25 protein-coding genes and 1 riboswitch are annotated in these 25,842 nt (G+C 48.5%); of the genes, 4 read left to right on the top strand and 21 right to left on the bottom strand.

Translation table 11 applies throughout. The features are described 5' to 3' along the window. The 6 genes from B9D94_RS11510 to B9D94_RS11480 all read right to left on the bottom strand — a co-directional run bounded on the left by B9D94_RS11510 (nt 1) and on the right by B9D94_RS11480 (nt 6,423). Nucleotides 1-1,485: a Na+/H+ antiporter subunit D gene (locus B9D94_RS11510; protein ID WP_076150566.1), complete on the bottom strand. Its 1,485-nt coding sequence runs from the start codon at nt 1,483-1,485 to the stop codon at nt 1-3. Then, on the bottom strand, nt 1,478-1,816 hold the full coding sequence (locus tag B9D94_RS11505) for a Na(+)/H(+) antiporter subunit C (RefSeq protein ID WP_006210982.1): 339 nt from the start codon (nt 1,814-1,816) through the stop codon (nt 1,478-1,480). The genes B9D94_RS11510 and B9D94_RS11505 overlap by 8 nt, the downstream gene beginning before the upstream one ends. A 2-nt stretch (nt 1,817-1,818) precedes the next feature. Beyond that, complete coding sequence (locus B9D94_RS11500; protein ID WP_148247048.1) at nt 1,819-4,677, bottom strand: Na+/H+ antiporter subunit A; 2,859 nt, start codon at nt 4,675-4,677, stop codon at nt 1,819-1,821. Between the two features lie 484 nt (nt 4,678-5,161). Further along, nucleotides 5,162-5,788, bottom strand: a complete 627-nt coding sequence (locus B9D94_RS11490; protein ID WP_006210985.1) for a DedA family protein — start codon at nt 5,786-5,788, stop codon at nt 5,162-5,164. Between the two features lie 126 nt (nt 5,789-5,914). Next, nucleotides 5,915-6,190 carry a hypothetical protein gene (locus tag B9D94_RS11485; protein ID WP_040680739.1) on the bottom strand — a complete coding sequence of 92 codons (276 nt, stop codon included), beginning with the start codon at nt 6,188-6,190 and terminating at the stop codon, nt 5,915-5,917. Nucleotides 6,191-6,213: 23 nt separating this feature from the next. After that, the gene (locus B9D94_RS11480) at nt 6,214-6,423 is read right to left on the bottom strand and encodes a hypothetical protein (RefSeq protein WP_006210987.1); all 210 of its coding nucleotides are present in this window, start codon (nt 6,421-6,423) and stop codon (nt 6,214-6,216) included. Between the two features lie 230 nt (nt 6,424-6,653). Between B9D94_RS11480 and B9D94_RS11475 the strand changes: the two genes are divergently transcribed. Continuing rightward, complete coding sequence (locus tag B9D94_RS11475) at nt 6,654-7,664, top strand: glycine-rich domain-containing protein (RefSeq protein ID WP_148247047.1); 1,011 nt, start codon at nt 6,654-6,656, stop codon at nt 7,662-7,664. 98 nt (nt 7,665-7,762) lie between these two features. Here the strand turns inward: B9D94_RS11475 and B9D94_RS11470 are convergent, their stop codons facing one another. From B9D94_RS11470 to B9D94_RS11420, 11 genes are all read right to left on the bottom strand, one after another. Next, entirely contained in the window at nt 7,763-8,620 is an 858-nt protein-coding gene (locus tag B9D94_RS11470; RefSeq protein ID WP_148247046.1) for a M23 family metallopeptidase, read from the bottom strand. A gap of 211 nt (nt 8,621-8,831) precedes the next feature. Continuing rightward, the gene (locus B9D94_RS11465; protein ID WP_006210990.1) at nt 8,832-9,344 is read right to left on the bottom strand and encodes a hypothetical protein; all 513 of its coding nucleotides are present in this window, start codon (nt 9,342-9,344) and stop codon (nt 8,832-8,834) included. A gap of 294 nt (nt 9,345-9,638) precedes the next feature. After that, nucleotides 9,639-10,691: a hypothetical protein gene (locus tag B9D94_RS11460; protein WP_253806133.1), complete on the bottom strand. Its 1,053-nt coding sequence runs from the start codon at nt 10,689-10,691 to the stop codon at nt 9,639-9,641. Then, nucleotides 10,675-11,019, bottom strand: a complete 345-nt coding sequence (locus B9D94_RS11455) for a PadR family transcriptional regulator (protein WP_006210992.1) — start codon at nt 11,017-11,019, stop codon at nt 10,675-10,677. Before B9D94_RS11455 ends, B9D94_RS11460 begins: the two co-directional genes overlap by 17 nt. A 302-nt stretch (nt 11,020-11,321) precedes the next feature. Next, complete coding sequence (locus B9D94_RS11450) at nt 11,322-12,359, bottom strand: NADH:flavin oxidoreductase/NADH oxidase (protein ID WP_148247045.1); 1,038 nt, start codon at nt 12,357-12,359, stop codon at nt 11,322-11,324. 113 nt (nt 12,360-12,472) lie between these two features. Then, nucleotides 12,473-12,907: a MarR family winged helix-turn-helix transcriptional regulator gene (locus B9D94_RS11445; protein WP_006210994.1), complete on the bottom strand. Its 435-nt coding sequence runs from the start codon at nt 12,905-12,907 to the stop codon at nt 12,473-12,475. A 216-nt stretch (nt 12,908-13,123) separates the two neighbouring features. Continuing rightward, nucleotides 13,124-13,924: a Cof-type HAD-IIB family hydrolase gene (locus tag B9D94_RS11440; RefSeq protein WP_036637137.1), complete on the bottom strand. Its 801-nt coding sequence runs from the start codon at nt 13,922-13,924 to the stop codon at nt 13,124-13,126. 182 nt (nt 13,925-14,106) lie between these two features. Then, nucleotides 14,107-15,528: a sucrose-specific PTS transporter subunit IIBC gene (locus B9D94_RS11435; protein WP_148247044.1), complete on the bottom strand. Its 1,422-nt coding sequence runs from the start codon at nt 15,526-15,528 to the stop codon at nt 14,107-14,109. Further along, the gene (locus tag B9D94_RS11430; protein ID WP_148247043.1) at nt 15,525-17,027 is read right to left on the bottom strand and encodes a glycoside hydrolase family 32 protein; all 1,503 of its coding nucleotides are present in this window, start codon (nt 17,025-17,027) and stop codon (nt 15,525-15,527) included. Before B9D94_RS11430 ends, B9D94_RS11435 begins: the two co-directional genes overlap by 4 nt. A 180-nt stretch (nt 17,028-17,207) precedes the next feature. Next, nucleotides 17,208-18,206, bottom strand: a complete 999-nt coding sequence (locus tag B9D94_RS11425; protein ID WP_063479896.1) for a LacI family DNA-binding transcriptional regulator — start codon at nt 18,204-18,206, stop codon at nt 17,208-17,210. Between the two features lie 243 nt (nt 18,207-18,449). Then, nucleotides 18,450-19,298: a bifunctional 5,10-methylenetetrahydrofolate dehydrogenase/5,10-methenyltetrahydrofolate cyclohydrolase gene (locus B9D94_RS11420; RefSeq protein ID WP_148247042.1), complete on the bottom strand. Its 849-nt coding sequence runs from the start codon at nt 19,296-19,298 to the stop codon at nt 18,450-18,452. Nucleotides 19,299-19,368: 70 nt separating this feature from the next. Next, nucleotides 19,369-19,448: riboswitch (ZMP/ZTP riboswitch) on the bottom strand. 155 nt (nt 19,449-19,603) lie between these two features. Here B9D94_RS11420 and B9D94_RS11415 point away from each other — a divergent pair. The 3 genes from B9D94_RS11415 to B9D94_RS11405 are packed head-to-tail and all read left to right on the top strand — an operon-like array spanning nt 19,604 to nt 22,674. Further along, nucleotides 19,604-20,620, top strand: coding sequence for a permease (locus tag B9D94_RS11415; protein ID WP_076150558.1), 1,017 nt, complete (start codon nt 19,604-19,606; stop codon nt 20,618-20,620). A gap of 28 nt (nt 20,621-20,648) precedes the next feature. Further along, on the top strand, nt 20,649-21,614 hold the full coding sequence (locus B9D94_RS11410; RefSeq protein WP_148247041.1) for a TIGR03943 family putative permease subunit: 966 nt from the start codon (nt 20,649-20,651) through the stop codon (nt 21,612-21,614). 7 nt (nt 21,615-21,621) lie between these two features. Continuing rightward, a complete protein-coding gene (locus B9D94_RS11405; RefSeq protein ID WP_148247040.1) occupies nt 21,622-22,674 on the top strand; it encodes a CobW family GTP-binding protein in 1,053 nt (350 codons plus the stop codon). Between the two features lie 184 nt (nt 22,675-22,858). Here B9D94_RS11405 and B9D94_RS11400 read toward each other — a convergent pair whose 3' ends face one another. The 4 genes from B9D94_RS11400 to hxlB form a co-directional block, all read right to left on the bottom strand. After that, entirely contained in the window at nt 22,859-23,110 is a 252-nt protein-coding gene (locus B9D94_RS11400) for a YolD-like family protein (RefSeq protein WP_036637119.1), read from the bottom strand. Nucleotides 23,111-23,355: 245 nt separating this feature from the next. Beyond that, entirely contained in the window at nt 23,356-24,567 is a 1,212-nt protein-coding gene (locus B9D94_RS11395) for a GTP-binding protein (protein WP_036637117.1), read from the bottom strand. 268 nt (nt 24,568-24,835) lie between these two features. Beyond that, on the bottom strand, nt 24,836-25,195 hold the full coding sequence (locus B9D94_RS11390) for a winged helix-turn-helix transcriptional regulator (RefSeq protein WP_036637115.1): 360 nt from the start codon (nt 25,193-25,195) through the stop codon (nt 24,836-24,838). Between the two features lie 80 nt (nt 25,196-25,275). Continuing rightward, nucleotides 25,276-25,839 carry a 6-phospho-3-hexuloisomerase gene (gene hxlB, locus B9D94_RS11385; protein ID WP_148247039.1) on the bottom strand — a complete coding sequence of 188 codons (564 nt, stop codon included), beginning with the start codon at nt 25,837-25,839 and terminating at the stop codon, nt 25,276-25,278. Between the last annotated feature and the right edge of the window lie 3 nt (nt 25,840-25,842).

Below are 25,842 nucleotides of genomic sequence, written 5' to 3'. Positions count from 1 at the left end.
CTACTCCTTTAATACGGCATTAATATATAGTGATGGATCGGATAATACGGCGCCGGCTTGAGAGGTATAGGAATAAATCCACTCCGAGCCGACTCCAAGGACAATCACCATAACCGATAACCCGATAACGGCCGCATAAGCTGTCCGATGGATTCTGACCGGTTGCTGCGTATCACGCGGTCCAGGGACATCTCCCCAGAAAGCTCCCATGAACACCTTTATCAGGGAATACAATACAGCAAGGCTTGATGCCAGGGCCAGTCCAGACAGCCAATAATGTCCCTCGCTCAGCCCGCCGCGGATAATAAGGACTTTTCCAAGAAAACCGCTGAGCGGCGGGATGCCAACCAGAGCAAGTGCAGCAATGAAGAACATCCATCCTACCAACGGATGACGCTTCATCAGACCGCCCATCTCACTCAGTTTATTCGTGCCAGCCGATGCTATGATGATGCCGCCCAGAATGAAGAGCAGTGCCTTCGCAATCATATCGTGCATCAAGTAGAATACGGCTCCATTCAAGGAATCGGAAGACGCGACTGCAACCCCAAAGGCAATGAAACCCACACTGATAATGATGTTATAATTCAGGATTCGTCCAAGATCCTTGTAGGCAACCGCGCCCAAGCTGCCTAGAATCATCGTGGCTGCGGCCATCCATCCGATGATGGCATGAATGCCGCCAATATCATGATAGAAGATCAAGGTAAAAGTACGGATAATCGCATATAACCCGACCTTTGTGAGCAGCGCACCGAACAAAGCGGTCACTGCCGCTGGAGGCGCACTGTAGGAGCCCGGCAGCCAGAAGAACAGGAACAAGCCTGCCTTCAGGGCAAATACGATCAGGAACAAAATGCCGATGACCGACAATACGCCATCCTGGTGCACTTCGGCCACGCGTTGGGAGAGATGCGCCATATTCAACGTACCCACCGTACCATACAAGTAGGCAACGGCTGCAACAAACAGGGTGGATGAAATAATATTAATCAGCATGTACTTTAGGGTTTCTCTCAGCTGACGCTTCGTTCCGCCCAGCACAATCAGTGCATAGGAAGCGATCAGCATCACTTCGAAACAGACAAACAGGTTGAACAGATCCCCCGTCAGGAATGATCCGATTACGCCAGCAAGCAAAAATTGAAAAAAGGGATAGAAGTAGTGCTTCTCTCTCTCTTCCCCAATACTTCGAAACGCGTAGAACAGACAGCCTGCAGCCACAATCAGCGTTGTAAGAACCAGCAGTGCCGCGAGCATATCCGCAACAAACACAATCCCGTATGGTGGCAGCCATCCGCCCATATGAAGCGTCTGAATGCCTTCATGGTTCACTTGATTTACGATGAACAGAGCGACCAGTACGTTCATCACAACGCTGATGGCGCTAATCAAGCGCTGCGCGCGGACGTATTTGGAGCAGAAGATGAGAATTACGGCTGTAACCAGCGGAATGAGAAGCGGAAGAACGATTACATTATTCATCCTCCGTCCCCCTTAACTCTTCCATGTTATCAGTGCCGAGGCGTTGATACGCTTTATATGCCAATACGAAGAAGAACGATGTGACACCGAAGCTGATGACAATGGAAGTTAGAATTAAAGCTTGCGGAACCGGATCGACGTAAGCGGATGCCTTTTCGCCAAGCAGCGGTGCCGCTCCGGTCTTCAGCCGCGACATGGTGAGCAGAAGCAGGTGGACACCATGGGTCAGGAGCGATGTACCCAGAATAATCCGCAGCAAGCTTTTGGACAGAATCTGGTATATCCCAACGGCAAAAATAATCCCGATAGCAAGTGACATATAGAGTTCCATGGTCAGTTATCCCTCCCAATCGAATTGATGATGGTCATCGTTACGCCAACAACGGCTAAATATACGCCGAGGTCGAAGATAACGGCAGTAGCCAGCTCGGTTTCTCCAAGCAGTGGCAGGTTGAAATATCCGAAGGAATGACTTAAGAACGGTGCGCCAAAGGCAAATGAACCGATGCCCGTAAGCAGAGCAATGAGAAGTCCTGTCGCCATAACCTTCCGGAACTCGAAGGGCACGATTTTCCGGGTCATGTCCATGCCGAAAGCCATCGACAACAGAACCAGTGCCGCGGAAGTCATCAATCCTCCAACAAACCCTCCGCCAGGCTCATGATGTCCAGAGTTGAACAGGAACCATGAGAAGGTTACCACGATAAAGATGACAACTTTGGAAACAGTCCGCAGAATGACGTCGTTGCTGTTGGGCAGATAAACACCTTCGTAGCGATCCCGCTCGCCTAGAATGCCTTCACCCAAATCGACTTTGATCAAGGCGTAGATTCCAAGGGAAGCAATGCCCAGAACCGTAATTTCAAGCAGGGTATCGAAACCGCGGAAGTCCACCAGAATGACATTGACGATATTTTTACCGCCCGCGGAGTTGTAGCTCTCTTTAATGAAATAGTCCGCAATCGATTCAAAGGCCCTGCCGCTGCTGGCAGCGAGTGCAATCAAGGTAACCACGGCCCCGACGCCGACCGATATGAGCAGATTTCTCCACTTCAGGCTCATCGGAACCTTTTCCCGCTTCAGCTTCGGCAAATGATAGAAACAGAGCAGGAACAGCATGACGGATACCGTCTCTACAACCATCTGCGTTAGCGCAAGGTCCGGCGCACGGAACAGGACAAAGAACAAGGTAACCATGTAGCCGGCAGCACCGGTTAATATGATCGCCATCAGTCGTGTACGGACGAACGGAAGCGCAATGACCGGAATGACCAAGCCCAGAATCGCAACTGCCTCATAAAAAGACATTGGCGCGTATGCAGACATATCAAATCCGATATTGTCTATCAGCAGCAGCCCTCCGCCAAGAACGGCAATAAAGAATACAAAGATATACATGACGTAATGACGGATTGAACCTGTCATGTAAGTCGAGGTCAGCGACTTGCCGCCTCTTTCGAGGACGCGCAATCCACCGTCATACAGACGGTTTAATGTCATTCGCTTACTCAACGGACGGTTCAGCACGCTCACGCTGCCATGAAGTTTATACAGAACGGTACCTAGAACAATAATGCCGATTGTCATATAAATTTCCGCAGTCCAGCCGTGCCACATCTCGATCTTCACGTGGAAGCGGTCGCCTCCTGCCAGCAGCCCCGGATGAATGGCAGCCATAGCCGGTTCAATAAGGGAGTAGGACAACAAATTCGGAAACAGACCGAAGACGATGGCCAGCGAAGCCAGAATTACTGGAGGAATCAGCATCCCCAGCGGTGCTTCATGCGGCTTCTTCTCCAGCTTCTCAGGCTGGAATTTTCCGGTGAAGGTTCTGAATACCAGAATCATGCTGTACAGGAACGTAAACACGCTGGCTATCCATGCCACAACAGGGATCAGCACACCCCACGTATCTGCATTCCAGAAATTCATATGAGATGCCTGCAGCACGGCGGTGAAGAACATTTCTTTACTTAAGAATCCGTTAAACGGAGGCAGTCCGGCCATGGAAAAAGCTCCAATGACAGCCACCGTGAACGTAATCGGCATGAGTGACATGAGACCGCCGAGCTTCCGCAGATCTCTGGTGCCCGTCTCATGATCCACGATGCCGACCACCATAAACAAAGCGCCCTTGAATATCGCATGGTTGATCAGGTGGAAGATGGCTGCTGTGGTCGCTTTCGTATAGAGCAGCGTGTCCACGCCTCCTCCATAATAAGCCGCCGCAGAACCCAGTCCGAGCAAACTCATGATGAGCCCCAGTTGGCTGATCGTAGAGAATGCAAGCAATGCCTTCAGATCCGTCTGCTTGATCGCGCGAATTGAAGCATAGATCAACGTGGTCAAGCCTGTAATCGCAATGATCCAGAACCAAGCGGCCTGACCGGCAAATACCGGACTAAAGCGGGCAACCAGATAGATTCCCGCCTTGACCATCGTGGCCGAGTGCAGATAAGCACTGACCGGAGTCGGCGCTTCCATGGCATCCGGCAGCCAGATATGAAATGGAAACTGCACGGATTTGGTGAAGGCGCCCAGCAGAATCAGGATCATGGCTGATATAAACAGCGCTTCGCCGCTGATGCTTCCCACATTCGCCACAATCTCGCGGACACTGAAGGTGCCTGTCATGGTATACAACATAATGAATCCAGCAAACATGGCTAGGCCACCGAATACGGTGATCAGCATGGATTTCAATGCCCCGTACCGGGAACGGTCGCGATGGTGCCAGAATGCAATCAGCAAGAATGACGAAATGCTGGTCAGCTCCCAGAAGCCGTACAACACCATCAGGTTATCGGAGAGCACCACGCCCAGCATGGCCCCCATGAACAGAAGCAGATACACATAAAATCTGTGCACGGCTTCCTTCTTTTTGTCCATATAGAAGATAGAATACAATACCACAAGCGAGCCAATACCCGATATTAAGAGTGCAAATATCAAACTTAACCCGTCCAAGTAGACCGTAAAGTTAATTCCAAGGCTTGGAATCCATTCCAGAACGGCCTGAACTTGTTCACCTCCCTGAATGGTTGGGATAAGACCCAAAAAGTAGGCAAACAGGATAACCGGTACCGGCAGAATCACCCATCCGGTATGAACACGGCCTATGAGCTTGTAGGTCAGCATAACCACAAGCGCTACAATAAAAGGTGCCAGAACGGCGATGTGCAGCAAAGACAAAGTCTACTCCTCCTATAGTCCGAATTTTCCTTACATTAGTATTTCCCCATTAATTTAGGAATAAGTCCAAAAAAACACAAAAAGAGCCCGCTGATGGCAGGCTCCTCCGGGTAAAACCTTATGGTATTTTTTCGAATCACACTGAAAATCAGTATATCTTGTGAGCAAAACTTTGTCAAAGGTTATGTTGGAATGAAATGTGATCAATCAGGAAATCACTGTATATAAAGGAGTGGTTCCCATGATAATCAAAAAAACATTGGTTTGCGCTATCATTTTTGTCGTTATTTTAGCTGCAGCCATCCTAACCGATAGTCGTACACGATCACGCTATCAACCGGACAACACGTCTTATATACAAAGGTATCAAATGCAGGATTTCCAAGAGGAGTCCCGATGGTTCTCGCCTAGAGAATATATAAAAATCATTCGGAAATCGCCGGAATCCGGACCGGATCAGCCATAGTCCTTGTCCTGTGGCTGTCTATCCGTGAAACTGAATTTCACTGTTTTCTTTGCTTCGCTTTTTTCTCCGGATCAGCCACGATATGATCATGATGACGGCGAGACCAGCAACTACAGCTGCCACATAGTAACCGTAACGGTTAATCATCAGTCCAATGTGATCAACCACCTGATCCCCAACAAACATCCCCAGAGAAAAATAACCGATGGTCCATACCAAGGACGCGGAATAGGAGAACATCGCAAATCTTCGATAGGGCATCCCCTTCATGCCTACCGCATAGGGAGTTACGTTGCGCAATATCGGTAAGAAAGCGCTGATGCAGATCGCATAGTTGCCGTATTGGTGAGTCAGTCGTTCGGATACATTAAGAAACTCGCGAATTTTCGATTTTTCCCCAACGCGGTTTAACAGTTTGCTTGCGGTAAACCGACTGAGCATAAATCCTACCGTCGAGCCTGAGCATACCCCGAGAAAAGTCATAAAAAAAGACGGTACCGGTGATAAAATCTCGGATGCCGCTAACGCTCCACCGGTCATGGCCACGACTTCATTAGGCACAGGAAGGCCGACCAATCCAAGGCATAATACAAGAAATAGCGCATAATGCCCGATCTGTTCAATAAAATCTAATAGCGTATCCACGCCTTGGCCCCCTAATCCGTCCCTTAAAATATATAACCAGTTTATATGCAAGCGCCGCATTCGCACACGTGCTGCAGACGAGGATATGCACTGGACCTGAGACTAGGATCAGTCCATCACGATCTCTTATAGATTTTTAAAAGCTGCAATAAAAGACTGCGGATCATCCTTCACCGTGTAAGAGTACACGCCTTGCTGGGTATGCAAATATAAAAAACCACCGCCGCCTCCCAGAGGCCGATACGAGAGGTCAAACACCTGCTTAATCGGGAACTCGCGGTATTTCGTGACGATTCGATCCTCATACAAGAGCATCTCCCGGCCTTGCTCCTCGGTTCGTTGTTCGATGCCATCCACGACTCGGTTGATTTTGTAATAGGGCTGCATCGCTATACACTTCATAAGCTCCCTCCTTGCTGTCTGTGTCATCCTCGCTTCGAAGATTGCACTTCCCCTCTCTTCTTCCTGCGGTTCCTGATTCGTTCCATCAGCTCCAGGGCTCCAATGAATAGAACGAAAACTACGAATAACCCGATCGCCCGGCCTGGTTCAATCAGGCCATATAAAGAAGCAGCGATGCCGGTAATCCCTACAATAATAATACCTAATACTGAAAGTTTCCAACCTGTTAACATATGTATGCTCCTATAATAAACATAATTGCCATTCATTAAATCGATAGCTTTAAGATTGTCCAGATGTACATTTCCAGACACAGGGAATGTATCATAAAGAAGCCCCTACATTCAAGTTATAACGGAATCGGCAATTTCAATTGCCAAACACTCGTGACTCCTGCAATAATTTACTCAAGGAGAGGAACGATAAGCTGGCTCCGGACACAAATAGACAGGAGGAATACTTTATGAACACATCCATTTGGATCCTGATCATTTGTTTTATTGTGGTGGATTTATGGATTATTGCTTTATTTGTCTTCAAGCGCTCGTTGCGTAATATTAATAGTCAGCGGCTCCCTAAAGAGAATAAGCCTCGACGCGGGAAAACACCCGATTTGCCGCCCATCGTGAAAGCGGGAAGCCCTGCAAGTGAGCTTGCCGGCAGACTGGAGGCCGCCCTGCCTTATACCTATCAGAACATGCTGAAGCAGAGAGTAATGAGTGAGCATCCGGACATGTCAGAACCGGAATATGAATGGCGATGGCAAGAGCTGAAACGTTTTTTTATCCTGTGCGCTGTTCTGGACCGAGTCCCGATGTTCAGCAAAGACGTGGACGAAGTGTGGCATGAAATGCTGATGTATACATACGAGTATCAACAGTTCTCGGAGCGCTTTCTTGGCCGTATGCTTCATCACGCTCCCAACACCGGAAGCGAACATGTTCCCATCCCGAATGAACGGGCATGGTTTGACACGGTCTATGTCCAATTATTTGGCTGGCATGAATACAGCACCAAGCTATGGGGAGCATTCTTCCGCGTCCCGCTGCCACGCGAAGAGCTGAAGGACTACGGTTCTGGCCATTTCGCCGTGAATCATGGTCAGAAGCGTTTTAACGCTTGGACTTATGAGAGCATGCCTGCGGCACGTACGGCGATTGATGCCGTTATTCATGATTTGCAGGATCGGATTAGAGCAGCCGAGGCGGAGGAGCCGCGTAATCGGAAGCTGGTTAATTTCCGCAATAGCGATGTGCTGCTGGCGGCGGCCGTTTATTATGCCTGGAACGCACCCGAGCAATTCTCAGATCATATGATCCCTGATGAGCGGGAGCTTTATAAGAGCGGCAGCAGCTCCTCTTGCACCGCTGCTTCGGCTTGCGGGTCCGGCGGTGGCTCGGACTCCGGCAGCGGATCCTCCTGCAGCAGCGGTTCGTCCTGCGGCAGCAGTTGCGGAGGCGGCTGCAGCAGCTAATGTGAATCGGGGCCGCAGCAGGTGTGCCAGAGAGTTTATCAACTATATGTAGAACAGGGCCTGGAATAATTCCAGGCCCTGTTTATGTTATGGATGCGTTATTTCCCGCCGTCTACAATTTCACCTTTTCTTACCTTTACATCTCCCAGCCAGTTGATGTTAAGAGATTTCGTGCCGTCTCTAAACAGATCTGGATGATCCGACACTTGAAAATGCAGATGTGCCTCACTGGAATTGCCGGAATTGCCACACAACCCAATCCGATCACCCGATTCCACGTCCGTCCCCTCCAACACGCACACCGATCCCAGCTTAAGATGCGCATACAGGCTGTATTCATGGCTGCCATGATCGATGATGACATAATTTCCTGCAGGTTCGGTTTCGTTTACCACTCCGACGGGCACGTTATCCGCGATGTTGTTCTCAATGGCAATAACTTTACCGCTGGCACCTGCTAGAATTTCTTCTCCAAACGCGAAGTAACTTTCGTTCAAATCGGGATCCCCATGGTAGGTCATCCCTTCCTCCGTTCTCACAACATCGATGGCATACCGCTGGCTCGCCTCCACGTAATGATAATTGTCCATCACATGCTCGCCTCCCCAGAACACATACCATTTCCCCTTAAACGGCAATTTGAACGTTGTTGCCGAATAACGGCTATCCGATTCCGAAAATCTCTCAAGAGGCGATAACATGAATCCGACAATCATGCCCGCTTCATCGATCATAGCTTGGATTCCTTTTGTCCCGCTGTCATCCATCCAGTGAATCATTCGAAGTTTGTTCATCGTGTTGTCCAGAACGAGATGGAACGCACTCACTCCAGCCGTATATTCCTTGGACATCGCTTCGAATTGTTGCACCGTTACAAGTGCTCGCAATTCCTCCTCAAAAAGCTCATACAGCACGCGATGTTCCCCATCAAGCATTAATTTCGGAGCATCTACCATATTCAAGTCCTCCTCCATATGTATACGGGTCCACTATGACCCAAGTATACCTGATGAGATTTATCTTGATCGAAACAGAAGCTTAACTTTAGCTAAACTTTCTTCTGCAGCGAAAATTCAATGATCAATGATTTCATATTCCATATAAAAAGCACCTGTAACCATCCTTCGACGGTTCAGGTGCTCCTATTCACGATGTGACTTGGCCATATTATCCATTGGACGAGAGAATCATGCCGGAACGGGTCTGCGGCCCGACTTTGCGGATTGAAATCTGATTTTGTTCGGCCCAGCGTGTCAGCTCCCGAATTCCTTCGCAATTCTTCTCTTCAAATTTAAAACAGCAGTACATAGGGGGTACGCTCTTATCCTTGAGAATGAATTGAAAAGCGGCCTTGTGACATCCGGAAACCTTAATCTCACGAATCTGACCGGCATGAACTTCAACACCATTAATTGTAATCGTATCGGAATTCCCGTCAATCTGGACTTCACGCTTTACCAAACGTGCATAAGCTTCAATTCCTAATGCCGCAACAATAACGACATTCACAACCATCTGCATATAGAATAGGACAGGATACGAATATTCCGTCAGTGTCGCAACTTGAAACATCATGATGCTAATTACCAGAGCAAATAAAATAATGTCTTTCATTCTTGTAGAATAGTGAATTGCGAATTTCATAATCATCAGCTCCGTTCGTTCTGTAAGGGTTTTCATTTTCTTCTTTCCTTATTATAACACCATTGTACATAATTTTGACACATATCATTCACATTTCTGTCAAAAAAATATTTGCTTCGCTCCATATTCTATGCTTATTCGAATGGCGCAGTGTCGTCCATGGTCTAGCCAACCGCATAACTACTCGGTGATGATCAGAACCTGTCCCCAGTGAATGCGGAAAAAGTGGGTATGAGCGATTGGTTCCTATGGCATCTCTTAACAACAAAAAAAGAGCATCCCGCCAGATCCAAAATCTGTTGGGATACCCTTTGTTTCAACCTGTTGTCTTTACTTGGTTAACGCCGTATTTCCTTCCTTTCTCCGAAACCGTTTCATCACGACAGATACGGTATCAATAAGGGCGATGACCACAATAATGTAAATGAGGCCGTCCCTGGATCGATCCCAAATTAACTTTACGGTCTCATACGATCCATCTCCCGTTGTTACAAGTCCTGATTGAACGAGCTGATCCATGAATATCGGATTCCAAATCGTCATATCGGAGAACAGGATCACCGCAACGATAACGGAAGCAATGTTAAATATAACATGCATGACGGCAAGCTGCGGCGTCCACTTTCTTGTGATTAATTTCCTGGCTTCATTGAATATGCTGAAGGCGGTAAGAAGCCATATCAGCGGCAAATACTTGGCGAAGGCAGCCTGTTCAAACACCGGAATGGCGATCGAGTGTTCAGCAAATCGATGAACACCGATCAAGTTAATGGAAAACGTGTTAATGGAAAACGTGAACAGGACGAAGAACAGCACGGAAAAGAGGATGCCAAGCACCGGCTCGCTCGGTTTAATCCGGGTGGCTGGTTCTGGAATTGCAGGCAATTCCGAGGGTTTCCATGGATCATTGGAGACTTGGCGAGCCCCGCGGTATTCGATAAAGGCAAAAATAACGGTTACCCAGGCAAATCCGTGGATTCCTACGCTAAGCAGCGAGACAAGGTATTCCAGCAGCTTCTCGGCAGTGGGTTCCGTGCTTATAAAGAAATTAACGATGTAGACGATCCCAAGAGCAACGGCTATCGAATACAGAACAATCCTTAGGACGGACCAATAGCTGTCAATCAAACCAGGACCAATGAGATACCTTTCCCTTCCTCTGTATCTGGCTGCCATTTCCACGGGGGGGCCGAGCTCAAGCAGCACCTGCTCCACTTCTTCCAAACTAGCGGTCTCCCTGTCGGCTCCCCGGTCTTCCAGCATGTCTTCGACGAGTCCTTGAAGCTCCTTCTCAATATCCGCCCGCTGCGATTCGGGCAGCTTCTGGGTCACCGCATAAATATACCTGTTAATCAGATCCATCACTTTAGTCCCCCTTGTCATTTATAAGTCCCTCCAGACTTGTCATCATATCTTTCCATTCATGGTAGAGCTGCCGATATATATCCTTGCCTGTCTGACTTATGATGTAATATTTCCTCGGCCGGGCTTCATTTGTATCCCACTCGCTGTTAAGCAAGCCTTGTTTCTCCAGCCGTCGCAGCAACGGGTAGAGCGTACCCGCTTCCACGTTGATCCCCCTCTCCTGCAATATGGTCACTAATGAATAACCATACTGCGGCTCGGACAACTGACTGAGAACACCAAGGATGATCGTACCTCGCCGAAGCTCCTGCACCATACTGTTTAAAATGTCCTGATCCTCTGGCATATCATCATCTCCTGGAAAAGATTATACTGTATGTCACACACTAATGTAAATAAAACATTAATGATTATTTAAAATTATTTTAGATGGCCTTATGTTAACTACTGCCAAGTTTGATGACTTACCAAATTCGGCCAATTGCTTGTACGCAAAAAAAGGTTATCCTACAGCCGTGACGGACCGTAAGATAACCTTCTCTATTTATGCTCAACCCATTACAGGGATACTGTGGATGTTCACGTCAGGGAACCTGGTATACCAACATTATCGTTCATTGGCAGTTACATGTTCATATCTTGCCTACCTTATCTCGTTTTTCTGGGAAATCCGTTCTGATACTGTGTCGGAATTGCCGTCTCCTTCTGCAGGACAACTGCAGCCTCCAATGCCCAGTAAGGGTTCCGAAGCATTCCTCTTCCAACGGCAACGAGATCTGCTTCTTCATTGCCAACGACCGCATTCGCCAGTGCAGGTTCATCCAGACGGCCAACAGCTATGACCGGTACTTGCAGCACTTCTTTAATTTGTCTGGCAAGCGGAACTTGGTATGCCACATGTGTGCCCGGTCTGCCTTCGGCCGCAATCGGTCCCTCGCCGCCTGCGCTGATATGGAACATGTCGACACCGGCAGCCTGATATTCTTTGGCGAAAGCAATGCTCTCCTGAATGCCGTAACCGCCTGTCACGTATTCTCTTGCAGAGATTCGCATGATTAATGGCATATCTGCCGGCATTTCACTTTTTGCGGCTTGAATGACTTCTTTACCGAACTTCGTTAAATCCTGTCCGTACTCATCGTTTCTTTGGTTCGTTAACGGGGAGTGGAACTGATGAATCAGATAACCATGTGCACCATGAAGCTCAATCGCATCAAATCCCGCCTTCACCGCACGGCGTACAGCCAGACGAAACTTCTCCACCATCTGCTGAACTTCTTCAGTTGAAAGAGCTCTTGGCGTTTTGGAATTCTCGTCAAACGGAATAGCCGATGGAGCCACAGGTGTCTCCGCATCCTCTGCTTTCCGGCCGGCATGTGCAATTTGGATCGCTGCCTTCGCACCATGCTGGTGAACAGCATCAACGATGCGAGCCAAAGCCGGGATATGATCATCCGACCATAAACCGAGGTCATAATCGGAAATCCGTCCATCCGGTTCGACGTCCGTCATTTCAACGATAACAAGTCCCGCTCCGCCAATCGCACGGCTGGTATAGTGCAAGTAATGCCAATCCGTCGCGATTCCGTCCTTGTTTGTTACGGAGTATTGGCACATCGGCGGCATGACCACCCGATTTTTCAATTCTAAAGATTTCAGTTTGTATGGGCTGAATAAATGTTCCATTGTAACACGCTCCCTCTATTCAAAAAGATTGATTCGCAAACTTATCAATGCATGCGCATGCATCTAAAATAACAAAATAAGAACCATCCGTCAATAAGGAGACTGAAAAATGGTCACGCCTGCACCTGTTTTAATACATCCTGAAGTCCATGCTTCAGCTTAGGCGCAGAGAATTGCTGCTCCAATACCCCTTGGACAGTAGCTTTCGCTTTTTGCAGCTTCTCTTCACCGATATGAGTTAGCGATGTATAGATCCCTCTTCTGTCATCCTCGCAGATGGCTCTCTGCATCGCACCGCAGCTTTTGGCTTCAAAACGGCTGACGAGTCTCGATATCGCACTTTGACTAAGGCCCACCATGGTTTGCAGCTGCTGAAGGCGCAGTTTTTTCTCAGGCGACTCCGATAGAAATAACAGCACATAAAATTCATTCAACGTTAAATCATGCTTTTGCTGCAAGGTTTGTTCCAGCTCATGGGTAATCATCGCCTGAACCTGCGTTAAAGATAGCCAACTGGTTATAAGAGTATGCGTTTGTTCTGTTGACATAAGGTCTCCACCTGTTCTAGGTATATTTCCATCAGATGATCCACTCTGCCACCATCCAACGGCTCACTATTAGTTATTAATAATAACAACTCCCCCTTTGGGACGTCAAACCTATCATTCGTTAAATCGTTCCGCCAACAACCAACATGCCAGTCTATAACCTCAAGAGAGAGCTTCAACTGACACGCTGTAACGGACTTTTTTCTCTAAAAGAGACTAAACAATCTCCTGCGGTTCCTTATCCAACAGTCCCAGCATTTGAAGGCCGTGCTTGATCCCGTCCTGAGCAACATCCCGGGTCACGTATCTTGCTGCCTGTTTTACAATCTCCGGCGCATTCCCCATTGCTACACCGTGACCCACGTACGACAGCATCTCCAGATCATTCAGATAATCGCCAAAGGCGATAGTATCCTCTAATTGGATACCAAGCATATCAATCAATGGTTTGATTCCTTGGGCTTTTGAACCTCCCGCAGGAAGAACATCGATTCCATAAGGCCCCCAACGCACAAAATCAAACTGTCCCTCGAAACTTTTCGCATAAGCCGATTCCTCTTCCTCCGTACAGAAGACAATGGCCTGATAAATATCTCTGCCCAGATAATATTCCGGATCATATTCCGGGATTGTAAGTTTGAGCTCTCCCCAGCTGGAATCGATATGAACATGCTCGGTTACGTTCATCTTCATCGCTTCGCTGCCGGCATAGATAATCGGATGGTCAAGAAGAACAGCCTGTTCCGTAAGCTGCTGCAAGGAATCCTGCGCTAATGGATTGCCGTAGATCGGTTTGCCTTCATGCACCACATACTGGCCATTCAAACAGACATACGAATCGATACCCAGTTCCTCACGCAGTTCTTCAAAATGATACGGAGCACGCCCTGTTGCAATGGCAACGATGTGTCCGGCTTCCTGTAGTTGGCGAATGGACTCCCGTGTCGTTGCAGGTACCTTCTTCTCATGATCCAGCAGGGTTCCATCAATATCAAAAAAAATCATTCTCTTCATCAATAATGCTCGCCTCTCTTCCGTATACTCAAGCTTGTAACTACATTGTAAATGATGAAAAGCATTTCAGAGCAAGCATTTTTTTAGCTTATCCTCCGGGTATTTGTGTTTCATTCGTCAGCCAAGATTTTCTTATGCAGCGTACAAAAAAAGCCCGCGTGTTAAGGCGGACTTTCCTTATGGCTTTATTTCGCTTCCGAGCGAACCTCTTCCAGCATTTTATCATTGAATCCGAACATCCAGGTCAGTACAAATGCAATCGCCATCGCCGTTACATTGCACAAAATATAAAGTGGAAGTTGGCTGTTCAAGTATAACAGCGTGCCCGGGATAACGGTAATTGCCATGCCTGTGGCCTCAAGCTGAAAGATGGAAGCCATGAAACCGCCCACACCGCCACCGATCAAGCCGATAACAAACGGTCTGACGTAACGGAGGTTGACCCCGAAGATTGCAGGTTCGGAGATTCCCAGCAAGGCCGAGAATGCCGATGGCAGGGATAATGCCTTGAGCTTTTTATTTCTCGTTTTGAGTCCGACAGCCAGACAAGCTGCACCTTGAGCTGCCATCGCACTGGTCACGATCGCATTAAACGGATTGCTTCCTGTCTTCTCAAGCAGCTGAATTTCCAGGAAGTTGAATATATGATGCACGCCGGTAACCACAATAATCTGGTTGAAGAAACCGATGACCAGACCCGCGATACCGAACGGCAGCTCCAGCAAGAAGGTTGTTGCGTTCAGCACGACCTCTTCCAGGGAATGGAATACGGGACCGATCGCGAACAGGCCAAGCGTAATCATAACAAGCAAGGTTAAAAATGGCGTAACGATCAGATCGATGGCGTCAGGAATGCGTTTTCGCAAAAATCTCTCGAATTTCGCGCCCAGCAGTCCAATGAAGAATGCCGGCAGGACCGAGCCCTGATACCCGACGACCGGAATGAAATCAAAGATCATGAGTGCCTCAGCCGAACCGTTGGCGACGCTGTACGCATTGGGAAGAGCCGGGTTAACCAGCATCAATCCCAGGACGATACCGAGCACGGGGCTTCCTCCGAACACTCTGAATGCGGACCATGCCACCAAGGCTGGCAAAAAAGCGAAAGCCGTATCCGTCAGTACCTGGGTGAAGAGCAGGAAATTAGCCGAGATATCATCCGGTGTCGCACCGAACCAGGCAAGCACGGTATCCTGGGTCAGCAAGCCCCGTAATCCCATGAACAAGCCAGTGGCGACCAGTACAGGGATAATCGGCACAAACACGTCACCGAATGTGCGAATCGCCCGCTGAAACGGATTCCCCGACTTTTTCGCCTGAGATTTCAATTCTTCCTTGCTTGTGCTCTCCATTCCAAGGGATTCGACCGCTTCAAAAATCTGATTGACGGTTCCTGTTCCGAAAATGACCTGGTATTGCCCGGAGTTGAAAAAAGCTCCCTTAACCTTATCGATCTGCTCAACCTTCTTCTGGTCAATCTTCTTCTGATCATAAACCATGATTCTCAGTCTGGTTGCACAATGGGCAAAGGAAGCGATGTTCTCCCTGCCGCCAATGGCTTCCACTACCTGCCTTGCGATTTCCCGATTATCCGCTGCCATGTTCATACATCCCCTTCTTTATCTTTTACGGCTTCGGTCAGATCCCATTTCGCGACCTTCAAGCCGGCACTGCCGTTCTGTACAAAAAATCGAATATTTCGGCTCTCGCACTTCGGAAAAATCCGGCTTGTAAACACCTCTTCGCCATCGTTGATGAACAGCTCGACCGAAGAGATGTCCACAAACAGATGAAATTTGATCGAATTTCTTTCGGTTGGCAGCTTACAGGATCGAACCGTTCCGTAATCACTGACAATCGATGCTCCCGAAGAAGAGCGATCCAGCGTAACCTTCCGTTTGCCGGATTCATATCGAATAACGGTTCGTTCCCCTTCGCCAGCCCGAAATTCAATGCCAACAACGTCCGCTTCGATTGCTTGGAACTCGCATATCATCTCGAATGCGGTCCCTTGCACCCCCTTGTAGCTCTTCACTTCGCTGTGAAGCGTATCCGCTGCCTCTGCGACCTTGTCGCGGAGCACCTGAAGCTCGGGGACCGGCTGTTGATTCAACCTGCCTTCACGGAACGTAAGCATACGAGGAAGCGTCAAACAATGGGCCCAGCCATGCGAGTCGGTGGGATACCCGATATCCGGCAAACCCATCCAGCCCACCATGATGCGCCGGTCTTTCTCATCCAGCATGGTCTGCGGCGCGTAGAAATCAAAACCTCTGTCCAGCTCGCAAAAGGAGCCGTGATCCAACTCCAGCGTATCCCTCTTCAGCGGTTTACCTGAAATATAGCCGGATTGATATATGTTTTGAAAATGGTCATCCTCCGGAAGCAGCCCTTGTGGTGAAAACAGCAGCACCCCTTGGCCTTCCAGTTCAAAATAGTCAGGGCATTCCCACATATAGCCGAAATGCTCAAGACGGGTTTGAATCTCCCCTTTGAATTCCCAAGACAGCAAATCCGAAGATTCGTAGATGACTGCCGAACCGGTCTGATCAACCCTTTGGGCGCCGATGACGAACCGGTATTTGTCTTGGTCTTTCCATACTTTCGGATCCCGGAAGTGTTCGGTATATCCGTCCGGCACATGATCGATCAGCGGCTTATCAAGCTTCGTGATCGATCCGTCGCGGTCCATCACAGCCATGCATTGATAAGATTGCCTGTTCCATTCCTCGTCCCGGGCATTCCCGGTATATAACAGATACAGTTTGTTGTCTTTCACGATCCCGCTGCCTGAATATGCGCCATAAGCATCAAACAGCTGCCCTGGTTCAATGGCGATGCCTTTGTTATGCCAATGCACCAGATCCTTCGAGGAAGTATGATACCAATATTTCAAGCCATGAAACGTCCCCAAAGGAAACCATTGATAAAACAAGTGATATTCCCCGTTATAATAAGAAAATCCGTTGGGATCATTCATCAACCCCATGACGGGCTGTATGTGAAACGTCTGTCTCCATTCGCTTCGTCTCGCCTGCCTCCTTAATGAAGCAATCTCTTCGGGAGAAGCCTGATTCAAGCGGCGGTATTTCAGTTCTCTGTCCATATCTCTTCTCCTTATAAATGGGCTAACTAAAGAATCAAACAGACGTGCTGCAGGTGTACGTGAACAAAACCAATCATAGTGGAACCGGTTCCAATCAAGTGTAAAAATAATGAACTCAGTTCCATTACAAGCAGCAAACGCCTGAGTTGGAACCGGTTCCGTTTTTTTAGTATAAAATAACTAATTCAGATTGTCAACGCTTTCCCGATGAATCATCTCGCAATTCATGACCGTCAGGAGATCCGCAGGCTCGTCGTTGACCAGCTTGATAATATGCTGTGCAGCGAGGTGCCCCGCTTGAAAATATCCATATTTAACCGTGGTCAATCCGGGGTGAATCACCTCGGTTACATCGTATCCGCCAAATCCGGTAACGGAGAGTTCGCTGGGAATTTGAATGCCCTTCATATGCGCAGCTTTCATCACGCCAAGCGCGATGTTGTCCGTGGCGCAGACCACCGCCGTTGGCAGCGTTCGATTAGATTGGAAAATCGTCAACGCGGTCTGAACGCCATCTGACATTTTAAATCCACTTTCATAGAGATCGAGATTCACTTCCACACCAACATGCTCGCTCACCGCTTTCAGAAACCCTTCCTTTCGTTTGACCCCAACCGCAACGTCTTTTTCCGTAACACCAATATAAGCTATGTTACGATGTCCCTTGGACAGTACATAACGCCCCATGTCATAGCCTGCGGCATAGTCGTTATAAATCATGCTGTGAACATCCTTGTGCTGTTGTCCGAGCAGAAGAACGGGAATGCCGATCTCTTTAATCGCGGCAAGATGCGTCTCCGTCACCTGTGTGGCGAATAGAATGATCCCTGATATTTTTTGTCTGGCGAGGTCATACAGCGCCTCAATCTCTCGGGATAAATCCTGGCTTGCATTAATGATGAGAAGCTGATATCCGTGTTCCCTTAGTTCTTCGTCCATTCCGGCCACGGTCTGCGATGCGGAAAATGAGTCCAGACGCGGCATAATGGTGCCGATCATACTGGTTTTTTTCGCTTTTAAGCTCTGTGCAAAAGAATTCGGAATATAGCCGGTTTCCTGAATGACCTGCTCAATCTTTCGGCGTGTCGCATGGCTTACGGATCCTCCGTTTAAGAAACGGGAGACCGTGCTTTTGGCAACTCCGGCTTTGTGAGCGATATCGGCGATCGTGTTCTTCATTCACTGATCACCGGAGCCGCACAACAGGCTTTGATTCGTGTATGCATGAAGCTCTCCCCTTCGATTTCGCATTTCTATAACTATACCATGACCTCCGGGCGTCCGTGAAATTGCAGGCCTAGGGCCTATCATTTTATAGCCATACCTCTCTAAGATCCAAACTTTGGCGTGGATAAAGCGATTCGAAGGGGATTATTCTTGGTTCCCCTTTACTTAACATGCAGATGGTCTATGGCTTTCCCCTTAGACTTGCACGGTTCGCTCAGCCGATTCTACGGTATGCTTCAGCAGCGTAGCAATCGTAACAGGACCCACGCCGGCAGGTACCGGCGTAATCGCGGAAGCAGCCTTCGCGCAAGCTTCATAATCGCAGTCACCGATATTCCCTTTGTTATAGCCTGCATCCAATACAACGGCCCCCGGCTTGATCCAGTTCCCTTGAATAAAATTGGGTTTGCCTACGGCAGCAACAACAATATCCGCCTGCGAGACAATATTGGCGAGATCCTTCGTTCTCGAATGACAGATCGTAACCGTAGCATTGCGATTCAGCAGCATCATCGATACCGGCTTGCCGAGAATCGGACTGCGTCCAACAATGACGGCATGTTTCCCTTCAATCGGCAGGTTGTAATAATCCATAATCGCAAGTATCGCCGCAGGCGTACAGGAAGGATAGTCGGCAAAACCAAACGCATTTTGCGAGAACCCAAGCGTGGTGACCCCGTCCACATCTTTTTCAATACGGATGGTATCAAAAGCCGCTCGTTCATCGATATGATGGGGTACCGGATGCTGCAGCAGAATGCCGTGAACATTGGGATCCTCATTCAGCTCTTGAATGGCAGCCATCAGTTCCTCCGTTGTTGTCGACTCGTCTAGCACCACTTTTTTGGATATAATTCCAAGCCGCTCACAGGCATTTCCCTTCATTCGCACATAGGTTGCCGAAGCCGGATCTTCTCCTACCAATATCGTTGCCAGGCAAGGGGTTACCCCTTTCTCCTTAAGCTCCTGCACCTTCACGGCCAGCTTGGCCTTGATATCGTCGGATACCAGCTTTCCATCCAAAATCAGAGGTTCCTTACTCATTGCACATCCGCTCCTTCGCCATTGTTATTGTAATAAACATAAAGAGGCAAGGCGACATCTCTGTCTCCTTACCTCTTGCCCAGGCGTACGGCATATGATCCTATGTGCTCCCTCTTGGTGACCCAAGTTACGCCAGTAACACATAGATAACTTTTTTTAATATACCATGACTTTGGACTTCACGCTACCAGGATGATACGCCCGTTCCAAATCGTAATCTTTTTGATTAAATTATTAAAAACACGTATGTTGCCGATTGTCCAAGCATAGAATGTGCTAAGAACATTTCGCTTCAGGAGGACTTGATGAAACATCCCGTTGTATTTAAAATGCTGCCCTTCATCCTGCCGCTTGTCTTCGTGATTCCGGTCTTAACGATATGGCTGCAAAATGGTTCTGGTTCCAGGCTCGTCGAAATCCTTGACATGCAGCAGGTCAAAACCATTTTTACTGGCATCTTCCTTGAGGCGCTACCTTTTGTTTTGCTAGGCGTGCTGCTCTCGTCCCTTCTGCAAATGTTTGTAAAAGAGCAATGGGTGCGCCGACTTATACCCAAAAATCCGCTCATCGGCGTTTTGTTTGCTTCCATGCTGGGCATCGTGCTTCCCATATGTGAATGCGGGATGATACCGGTCGTCCGAAGGTTGATGTTAAAAGGGATGCCTGCCTACATCGCAGTCACCTTTATCCTCAGCGGCCCCATACTGAATCCGGTCGTGTTCGCCGCAACCATCATGGCCTTCCGCTCGCATCCCGAAGTGGTGATCGGCCGGATGGGACTAGCATTGGCCGTTGCCGTGACGGTAGGTTTAATCGTATATGTATTCTCCAAACATAATCCGCTCAAGCGATCCTTTCAGGAGTTTACCGAACAGGGCTCCGTCAATGGGGGACGGAAAATGCATGAGCACCCTAAAACATGGAGAAGCATGTTTGTTCACGCCGGAGACGAATTAATTGAAATGACCAAGTATCTGGTTCTTGGCGCGTTCTTGACCGCCTGTATCCAATCCTTCATTCCAAGGGATGAATTGTTGGCATTAGGAAACGGTCCTGCCGCCTCATATCTGTTCATGATGGGGTTTGCGTTTATATTGTCGCTCTGCTCGACTTCGGATGCCTTTGTCGCGTCTGCGTTCACGCACAGCTTTTCGGTCGGTCCACTGGTTTCCTTTCTTGTTCTCGGCCCGATGCTGGATTTCAAAAGCTTGCTTATGCTGTCCGCTACGTTCAAGACCAAATTCGTAATCGGTCTAAGCCTGCTGGTTATCACGCTGGTCTTTATCGGCTCTATAGCCGTTGATGCTCTGTTTCGAGGTTAGCTTATTGGGGAGGAGGCTGATGTAAACGATGATTTCCAGCTTGGCTATACGGGGCCATTATGTGCTTCGGTCGCTGCTCATTGCAGCTCTTGCCTTCTATATCATGCATCTGAATGCTACAGAGTCTCTTCATTATTACCTGGCTCCACACATGCAGACCCTGCTGCTGCTCTGTCCGGTCCCGCTTCTATTCATTGCATTCGGTATGCTGTGGCACGCTCTTGGGGGTGATACCGGAGAGGTGTGTGATTGCGAGCATCCCCTGCCTAACGGCTTTGTCAAAAACATGACCGTCTACGGGTTGTTCGCAGTACCGCTGCTGTTCGGCCAGCTTCTGCCGAATCAAGCTCTTGGAAGCGACATGGCTTCCAAAAAAGGCATGATCTACACCTATCCGAACCCGGATGTCCGCCGTAAGGCCGAGGACCAGAACGCCTCTGCATCCTCTGAGACAAATAACCACTCTCTATCTGCTGATCAATCGGCGACCCAAGACGCCTCGCAGCAGGAGCTGTTTAATGCCAAGGACATCTACAGCGTGGAATTCGCAGAGCTCGCCAAGCGTTTATATACGCTTTCCGTCATTTCGGTTGAACCTGACATTTTCTCGGAGACCGTCGGTGCCATCGATATGTATAAACAGCAGTTTCAAGGAAAATCCATTACAGTCCAAGGTTTCGTCCATCGGGATAAACATATGTTAGAAGACACGTTTGCCGTCAGCCGATTCCTTGTCATGTGCTGCACCGCTGACGCCATCCCGTTTGGCATTATTGTCCGCGGCGCGAATGCTTCGTCTTTTGACAATGACACATGGGTTCAGATCGATGGCACGATCCAGGTGAGTACCCTAAATGGTGAGGAAACTCTTCAAGTGCAAGCCGAAAAAATTCAACCGATTGAGCAGCCGGCATCCCCGTACATTTTTACAAATGCGGACTCCGTGGCGGAGTTTGATGAACTGTATTCCAATATTAAAGATACCGGGAGGTAAGGAACCGATGAGCAAAGTGCCTGTAATTATGATTAGCGGTTTTTTGGGAAGCGGCAAAACAACGCTGCTGCTCAGACTGCTGGATTATGCCGCCAAGCAGCAGTGGAAGACAGCCGTATTGATGAACGAGATGGGCGATCAGGACGTGGATGGGGCTATCATATCCGGCGAAATGCCGGATCTTCCGATCGAGAAGCTGCTTGACGGCTGCATCTGCTGCACCAAACGAAGCGAGCTTGGGCAAGCTCTGAACACCCTGTTAGATCAGAAGCCTGATCTCATATTTATTGAGACCACCGGAGTCGCGAACCCTGAGCAGATTCTTGAGGATCTGCAGGATCCGTCACTTGTGGATCGCATATCGATCCAGCGCAAAATCGCTTTGGCCGACGGCAGAAAATTTCTGGAATACAACAGCTTCTTCGCATCCAGCCGCGAACTGGTCCGTACCCTACGGGGACAAATCAGCTTCGCGGATATTATCATCCTTAACAAAGCGGGTGAATGCGAAGAGAAACATCTCAACAAGGTCATCACTTCCATACGAAAAATAAACACGGCCGCAAGCCTGTCCGTGACCGATTACAGCCTTATAGATGAGCTGGAAGTGTTTCGTGAATTCTCACGGCCAGCGGATGTTCTCACAGATCAAATTCAAGACACACCATGGAGTGAAGAGGCCCTCAAACATGAGCCTCATCCCCAGGGAGCCCCAATATTCGCGAATCACCGCCATCAACATGGAGTGGAGTCAGAGCAGACAAATCCCTCCTTCTCGGGTCTGGATACCTTAACGTTATCCGCGCCAACCCCTATCCCGCTTCGCATAAGCGTGATCGAAGCCTTTTTGACCGCGCGCAGGTCCAGCCTGATACGAGCCAAAGGCTATATTCAGCTCTCGACTGGCCCCACACTTGTTCAGTGGGCGGGTTCACAGCTGGAATGCCAACCAAGCACCCTGCGGCTGCAGCGCGGATATCTCACACTCATCGGCCATCGTCTGGATAAAACGCGCATCGTACAGGAATGGGAGGACTTACTGAGCGGCGTGGTGCAGTAAAGTGAAAATCATGTGGAAATAATCCCAAGAGATGTGAGTGCAACCGCGATGGGAGGAACGTTTCATACATGGAGCATCTTCCAGCAGGAAAAGGGGCATCTCACAAGATCTAAGATCTTATGAGACACCCCTTACGGTGAAACTGGTAGTTTAAACACATGCGTAATTCCGATAGAATCATAATTTAGTCCCGGGGATAATTCACTTCCATGATGTCCATAAATGAAATTTTAGTAACCTCACCATTATGTTTCATATGTACCTTCCCTGTTCGGGAGTCCATTTGATCGATTTGTCCGCGAACCGTCTCTTCCCATCCCCATACCGTTAATACAATCACAGATTCCTCTTGGTAAGCTTCTGTAAGTTGATTGCCGAGCTCTTCAAGTACAAACTCATCTCTAGTAGGTCTCTTTGGTACTTTTGCCTTGGCCATATCCTTGCCCTCCTGATTTATGTTGTTCATGCTGCAGCATTAAATTTCGAATGAACGATTTCTTTCATCAAAACGATGAATTGGGAATCTTCTTCCTATTATACATCAAAAACGATCCAGAATGCTCAGTCCATCACTTATCTCAACGGATGATAGGCAGAATAAAAAAACAAGCCTTGATAATCAAATCAAGGCTTGTTTTTATGCGTAATCATTACGATTAATTTCAGTCAAAAAATATAGTCCTACATAAGGGACTCATTCTCTTCTAATACCATCCATGGCAGCGGATTGTTAAATGTTGACCATTCAAGCTGCATTTCCTCGTCCGTTAACAGACATCCATCCAGGTCCTGCTCGATTTGCTCCCGCTCCATCTGAATGCCAATCATCACGAGCTCGGTCATCCGATCTCCCCAGACGCCATCCCATTTTCTCCGGATATCCGGTTCGCTCTGAATCAGCTCCTGCTGCTCCTGCTCGGTTAATGCAGCGACCCAGTATCCTGCCGGTCCGAACTGAATGGAGGGACCCGCCTGACTTAAGCTTGCAGCCACATCCTCACGCACAGCCAGCCATGCGATTCCTTTGGCGCGTACGACCTCTTCGGGCCAATCCCCCATGAATTCGGCCAGCCGCTCGGGATGGAACGGTCTTCTTCTCCGGTAAACAAATGAGCTGATGCCGTATTCATCCGTTTCCGGCACATGCTCTTCCTTCTGAAGCTCCTGAATCCATCCGGGCGATTGACTCGCTTTTTCAAAATCAAAAAGCCCGGTGTTCAGGATTTTCGCAGGGGAAACCTGTCCGTTCACTGTACGAATGATGCTGGCACTTGGCTGAAGCTTGCGCAGTATGCCCTCGACCTTGGTCAATTCCTCTTCGCTTACCAGATCACATTTATTCAACAGCAGCACATCACACATCTCAATCTGATCAATCAACAGATCGACTACTTCCCGCGTATCCTCTTCGCCCAGCGCTTCCTTCCGATCGAGTAGGCTTTGGCCGGAAGAGAAGTCTTTCCAGAATCGGTTGGCGTCCACTACCGTTACCATGCAATCCAGCCTGGCGAGGTCAGACAATTGCACACCCGAGACCTCATCCGGATAGACAAAGGTCTGCGCCACAGGCACGGGCTCGCTTATTCCCGTTGATTCAATCAGAATGTAATCAAAGCGCTTCTCTTCCGCCAGCTTCTGTACTTCCTGCACCAGATCTTCCCGAAGCGTGCAGCAGATACAGCCGTTGGACATTTCGACCAGCTTCTCATCTGTGCGCGACAAGCTTCCCTCTCCTCGAACCAGATCTGCATCAATATTCACTTCACTCATGTCATTAACAATGACAGCTACCTTCAATCCCTCACGGTTATGCAATACATGATTAAGAACCGTTGTTTTCCCTGATCCGAGATAGCCGCTAAGTACAGTAACCGGTATTCTTGTATTATTCATTTATTGAACTCCCTCCATTCATTAATCGTAATTATTACGATTAATACGTTTTGATATTATATCTCCTCCGTTCAAATGTCAATCCTTCTGTACAAAAAAAACGCCTCAAGCAGTAAAAAACCTCCGGCGCCTTATGTACCGGAGGTTTATGCCATATTGCAGCGAGGCGCGAGTCATGATGTTGAGCTGCCCTCTATGATTTAACATGCTCTTTTGTCTGCTTATCGCAGAGTCAATCCTCTGCTGCTATTATTTATATTGAAGCCTATCATTCGTCTTTCCAGATGACCTGCTCGCCGTAATCTTTTCCCCAATCGTACATCAGTTTCAGGATCGGCATTAAGCTCTCCCCATAAGGCGTGAGTGAGTATTCGACTCTGGGCGGAACCTCGGGGTAAACCACTCGATGCACCAACTGATCCTCTTCCAGCTCACGAAGCTGATTGGTCAGCATTTTTTGCGTGATATGAGGAATCATCCTGTTCAGCTCACCGAAGCGTTTGACGCCTTCCAAGCCAAGATGCCATAGAATGATCAGTTTCCATTTGCCGCCGATGACCGCAAGGGTTAACTCCTTATGGCAGTTTATTTCTTTGAGATTAATCCGCTGCTTGACTTCACTAGCCATAATTAACACCCCTTCCTCCCTATAGTATACAACGGGCGCGGCCATATCATCAAAATGGAAAACCTCACATAATCAAGCTTCTATTCCAGATTGGCGTGCAGCCCAAACATATTGTCCGACTGCAGTTTCTTCTGTTCCATCAATCTGAGTATGACGGCATCCAGCACGATCAGCAAGGTCTGCTCAAATAAGGAAGCCATCGGTTGAACGGTTACGAGATTATCCTGATTCTGGTCTTTGGTTGCGCCTGGAAGCACAACAACCGTATCTGATAGTTTACCCAATCGGGATTCGGGCTTAATGGTTACAACCGCTAAGGCAGAACCGATGCTTTTGGCCTTCTGGGCCATGGCCACCAAGCTCTGCGTCTCGCCGGAGCCTGAACCGATCAGGATCAGATCCCTCTCTCCAATAGCCGGAGTTACCGTATCACCCACAACATGGACCTTGTATCCCATCTGCATCAACCGCATGGCAAAAGATCGGATCATCAGACCGGATCTTCCGCCTCCCGCTACAAAGATAGACTCGGATCTCATAATTCGTTTGATCAATTCCTCAATCTGGGTACCATCGACCTTCTGTACAGATTCCGAGATCTCCCTGGCAATCACATCTGCATGTTGAAAAATCGGTTTATCCATCGT

The organism is Paenibacillus sp. Cedars (genome assembly GCF_003184205.1).
Lineage (GTDB): Bacteria > Bacillota > Bacilli > Paenibacillales > Paenibacillaceae > Paenibacillus_AQ > Paenibacillus_AQ glucanolyticus.
Note: the sequence above shows the minus strand (reverse complement) of the source record. Positions and strands in the feature narration are given on the sequence as shown.

Bases quoted from the DNA above. Each gene is read 5' to 3' on its own strand.
- B9D94_RS11465 (WP_006210990.1), bottom strand. From the start codon at position 9,344: ATGAAAACCCTTACAGAACGAACGGAGCTGATGATTATGAAATTCGCA.
- B9D94_RS11460 (WP_253806133.1), bottom strand. From the start codon at position 10,691: ATGACAAGGGGGACTAAAGTGATGGATCTGATTAACAGGTATATTTAT.
- B9D94_RS11400 (WP_036637119.1), bottom strand. From the start codon at position 23,110: ATGGCCAAGGCAAAAGTACCAAAGAGACCTACTAGAGATGAGTTTGTA.
- B9D94_RS11435 (WP_148247044.1), bottom strand. From the start codon at position 15,528: ATGAACATGGCAGCGGATAATCGGGAAATCGCAAGGCAGGTAGTGGAA.
- B9D94_RS11415 (WP_076150558.1), top strand. From the start codon at position 19,604: ATGAAACATCCCGTTGTATTTAAAATGCTGCCCTTCATCCTGCCGCTT.
- B9D94_RS11450 (WP_148247045.1), bottom strand. From the start codon at position 12,359: ATGGAACATTTATTCAGCCCATACAAACTGAAATCTTTAGAATTGAAA.
- B9D94_RS11405 (WP_148247040.1), top strand. From the start codon at position 21,622: ATGAGCAAAGTGCCTGTAATTATGATTAGCGGTTTTTTGGGAAGCGGC.
- B9D94_RS11485 (WP_040680739.1), bottom strand. From the start codon at position 6,190: ATGAAGTGTATAGCGATGCAGCCCTATTACAAAATCAACCGAGTCGTG.
- B9D94_RS11455 (WP_006210992.1), bottom strand. From the start codon at position 11,019: ATGCCAGAGGATCAGGACATTTTAAACAGTATGGTGCAGGAGCTTCGG.
- B9D94_RS11505 (WP_006210982.1), bottom strand. From the start codon at position 1,816: ATGGAACTCTATATGTCACTTGCTATCGGGATTATTTTTGCCGTTGGG.
- B9D94_RS11425 (WP_063479896.1), bottom strand. From the start codon at position 18,206: ATGAAGAACACGATCGCCGATATCGCTCACAAAGCCGGAGTTGCCAAA.
- B9D94_RS11420 (WP_148247042.1), bottom strand. From the start codon at position 19,298: ATGAGTAAGGAACCTCTGATTTTGGATGGAAAGCTGGTATCCGACGAT.
- B9D94_RS11510 (WP_076150566.1), bottom strand. From the start codon at position 1,485: ATGAATAATGTAATCGTTCTTCCGCTTCTCATTCCGCTGGTTACAGCC.
- B9D94_RS11430 (WP_148247043.1), bottom strand. From the start codon at position 17,027: ATGGACAGAGAACTGAAATACCGCCGCTTGAATCAGGCTTCTCCCGAA.
- B9D94_RS11390 (WP_036637115.1), bottom strand. From the start codon at position 25,195: ATGGCTAGTGAAGTCAAGCAGCGGATTAATCTCAAAGAAATAAACTGC.
- B9D94_RS11470 (WP_148247046.1), bottom strand. From the start codon at position 8,620: ATGGTAGATGCTCCGAAATTAATGCTTGATGGGGAACATCGCGTGCTG.
- B9D94_RS11395 (WP_036637117.1), bottom strand. From the start codon at position 24,567: ATGAATAATACAAGAATACCGGTTACTGTACTTAGCGGCTATCTCGGA.
- hxlB (WP_148247039.1), bottom strand. From the start codon at position 25,839: ATGGATAAACCGATTTTTCAACATGCAGATGTGATTGCCAGGGAGATC.
- B9D94_RS11480 (WP_006210987.1), bottom strand. From the start codon at position 6,423: ATGTTAACAGGTTGGAAACTTTCAGTATTAGGTATTATTATTGTAGGG.
- B9D94_RS11445 (WP_006210994.1), bottom strand. From the start codon at position 12,907: ATGTCAACAGAACAAACGCATACTCTTATAACCAGTTGGCTATCTTTA.
- B9D94_RS11410 (WP_148247041.1), top strand. From the start codon at position 20,649: ATGATTTCCAGCTTGGCTATACGGGGCCATTATGTGCTTCGGTCGCTG.
- B9D94_RS11475 (WP_148247047.1), top strand. From the start codon at position 6,654: ATGAACACATCCATTTGGATCCTGATCATTTGTTTTATTGTGGTGGAT.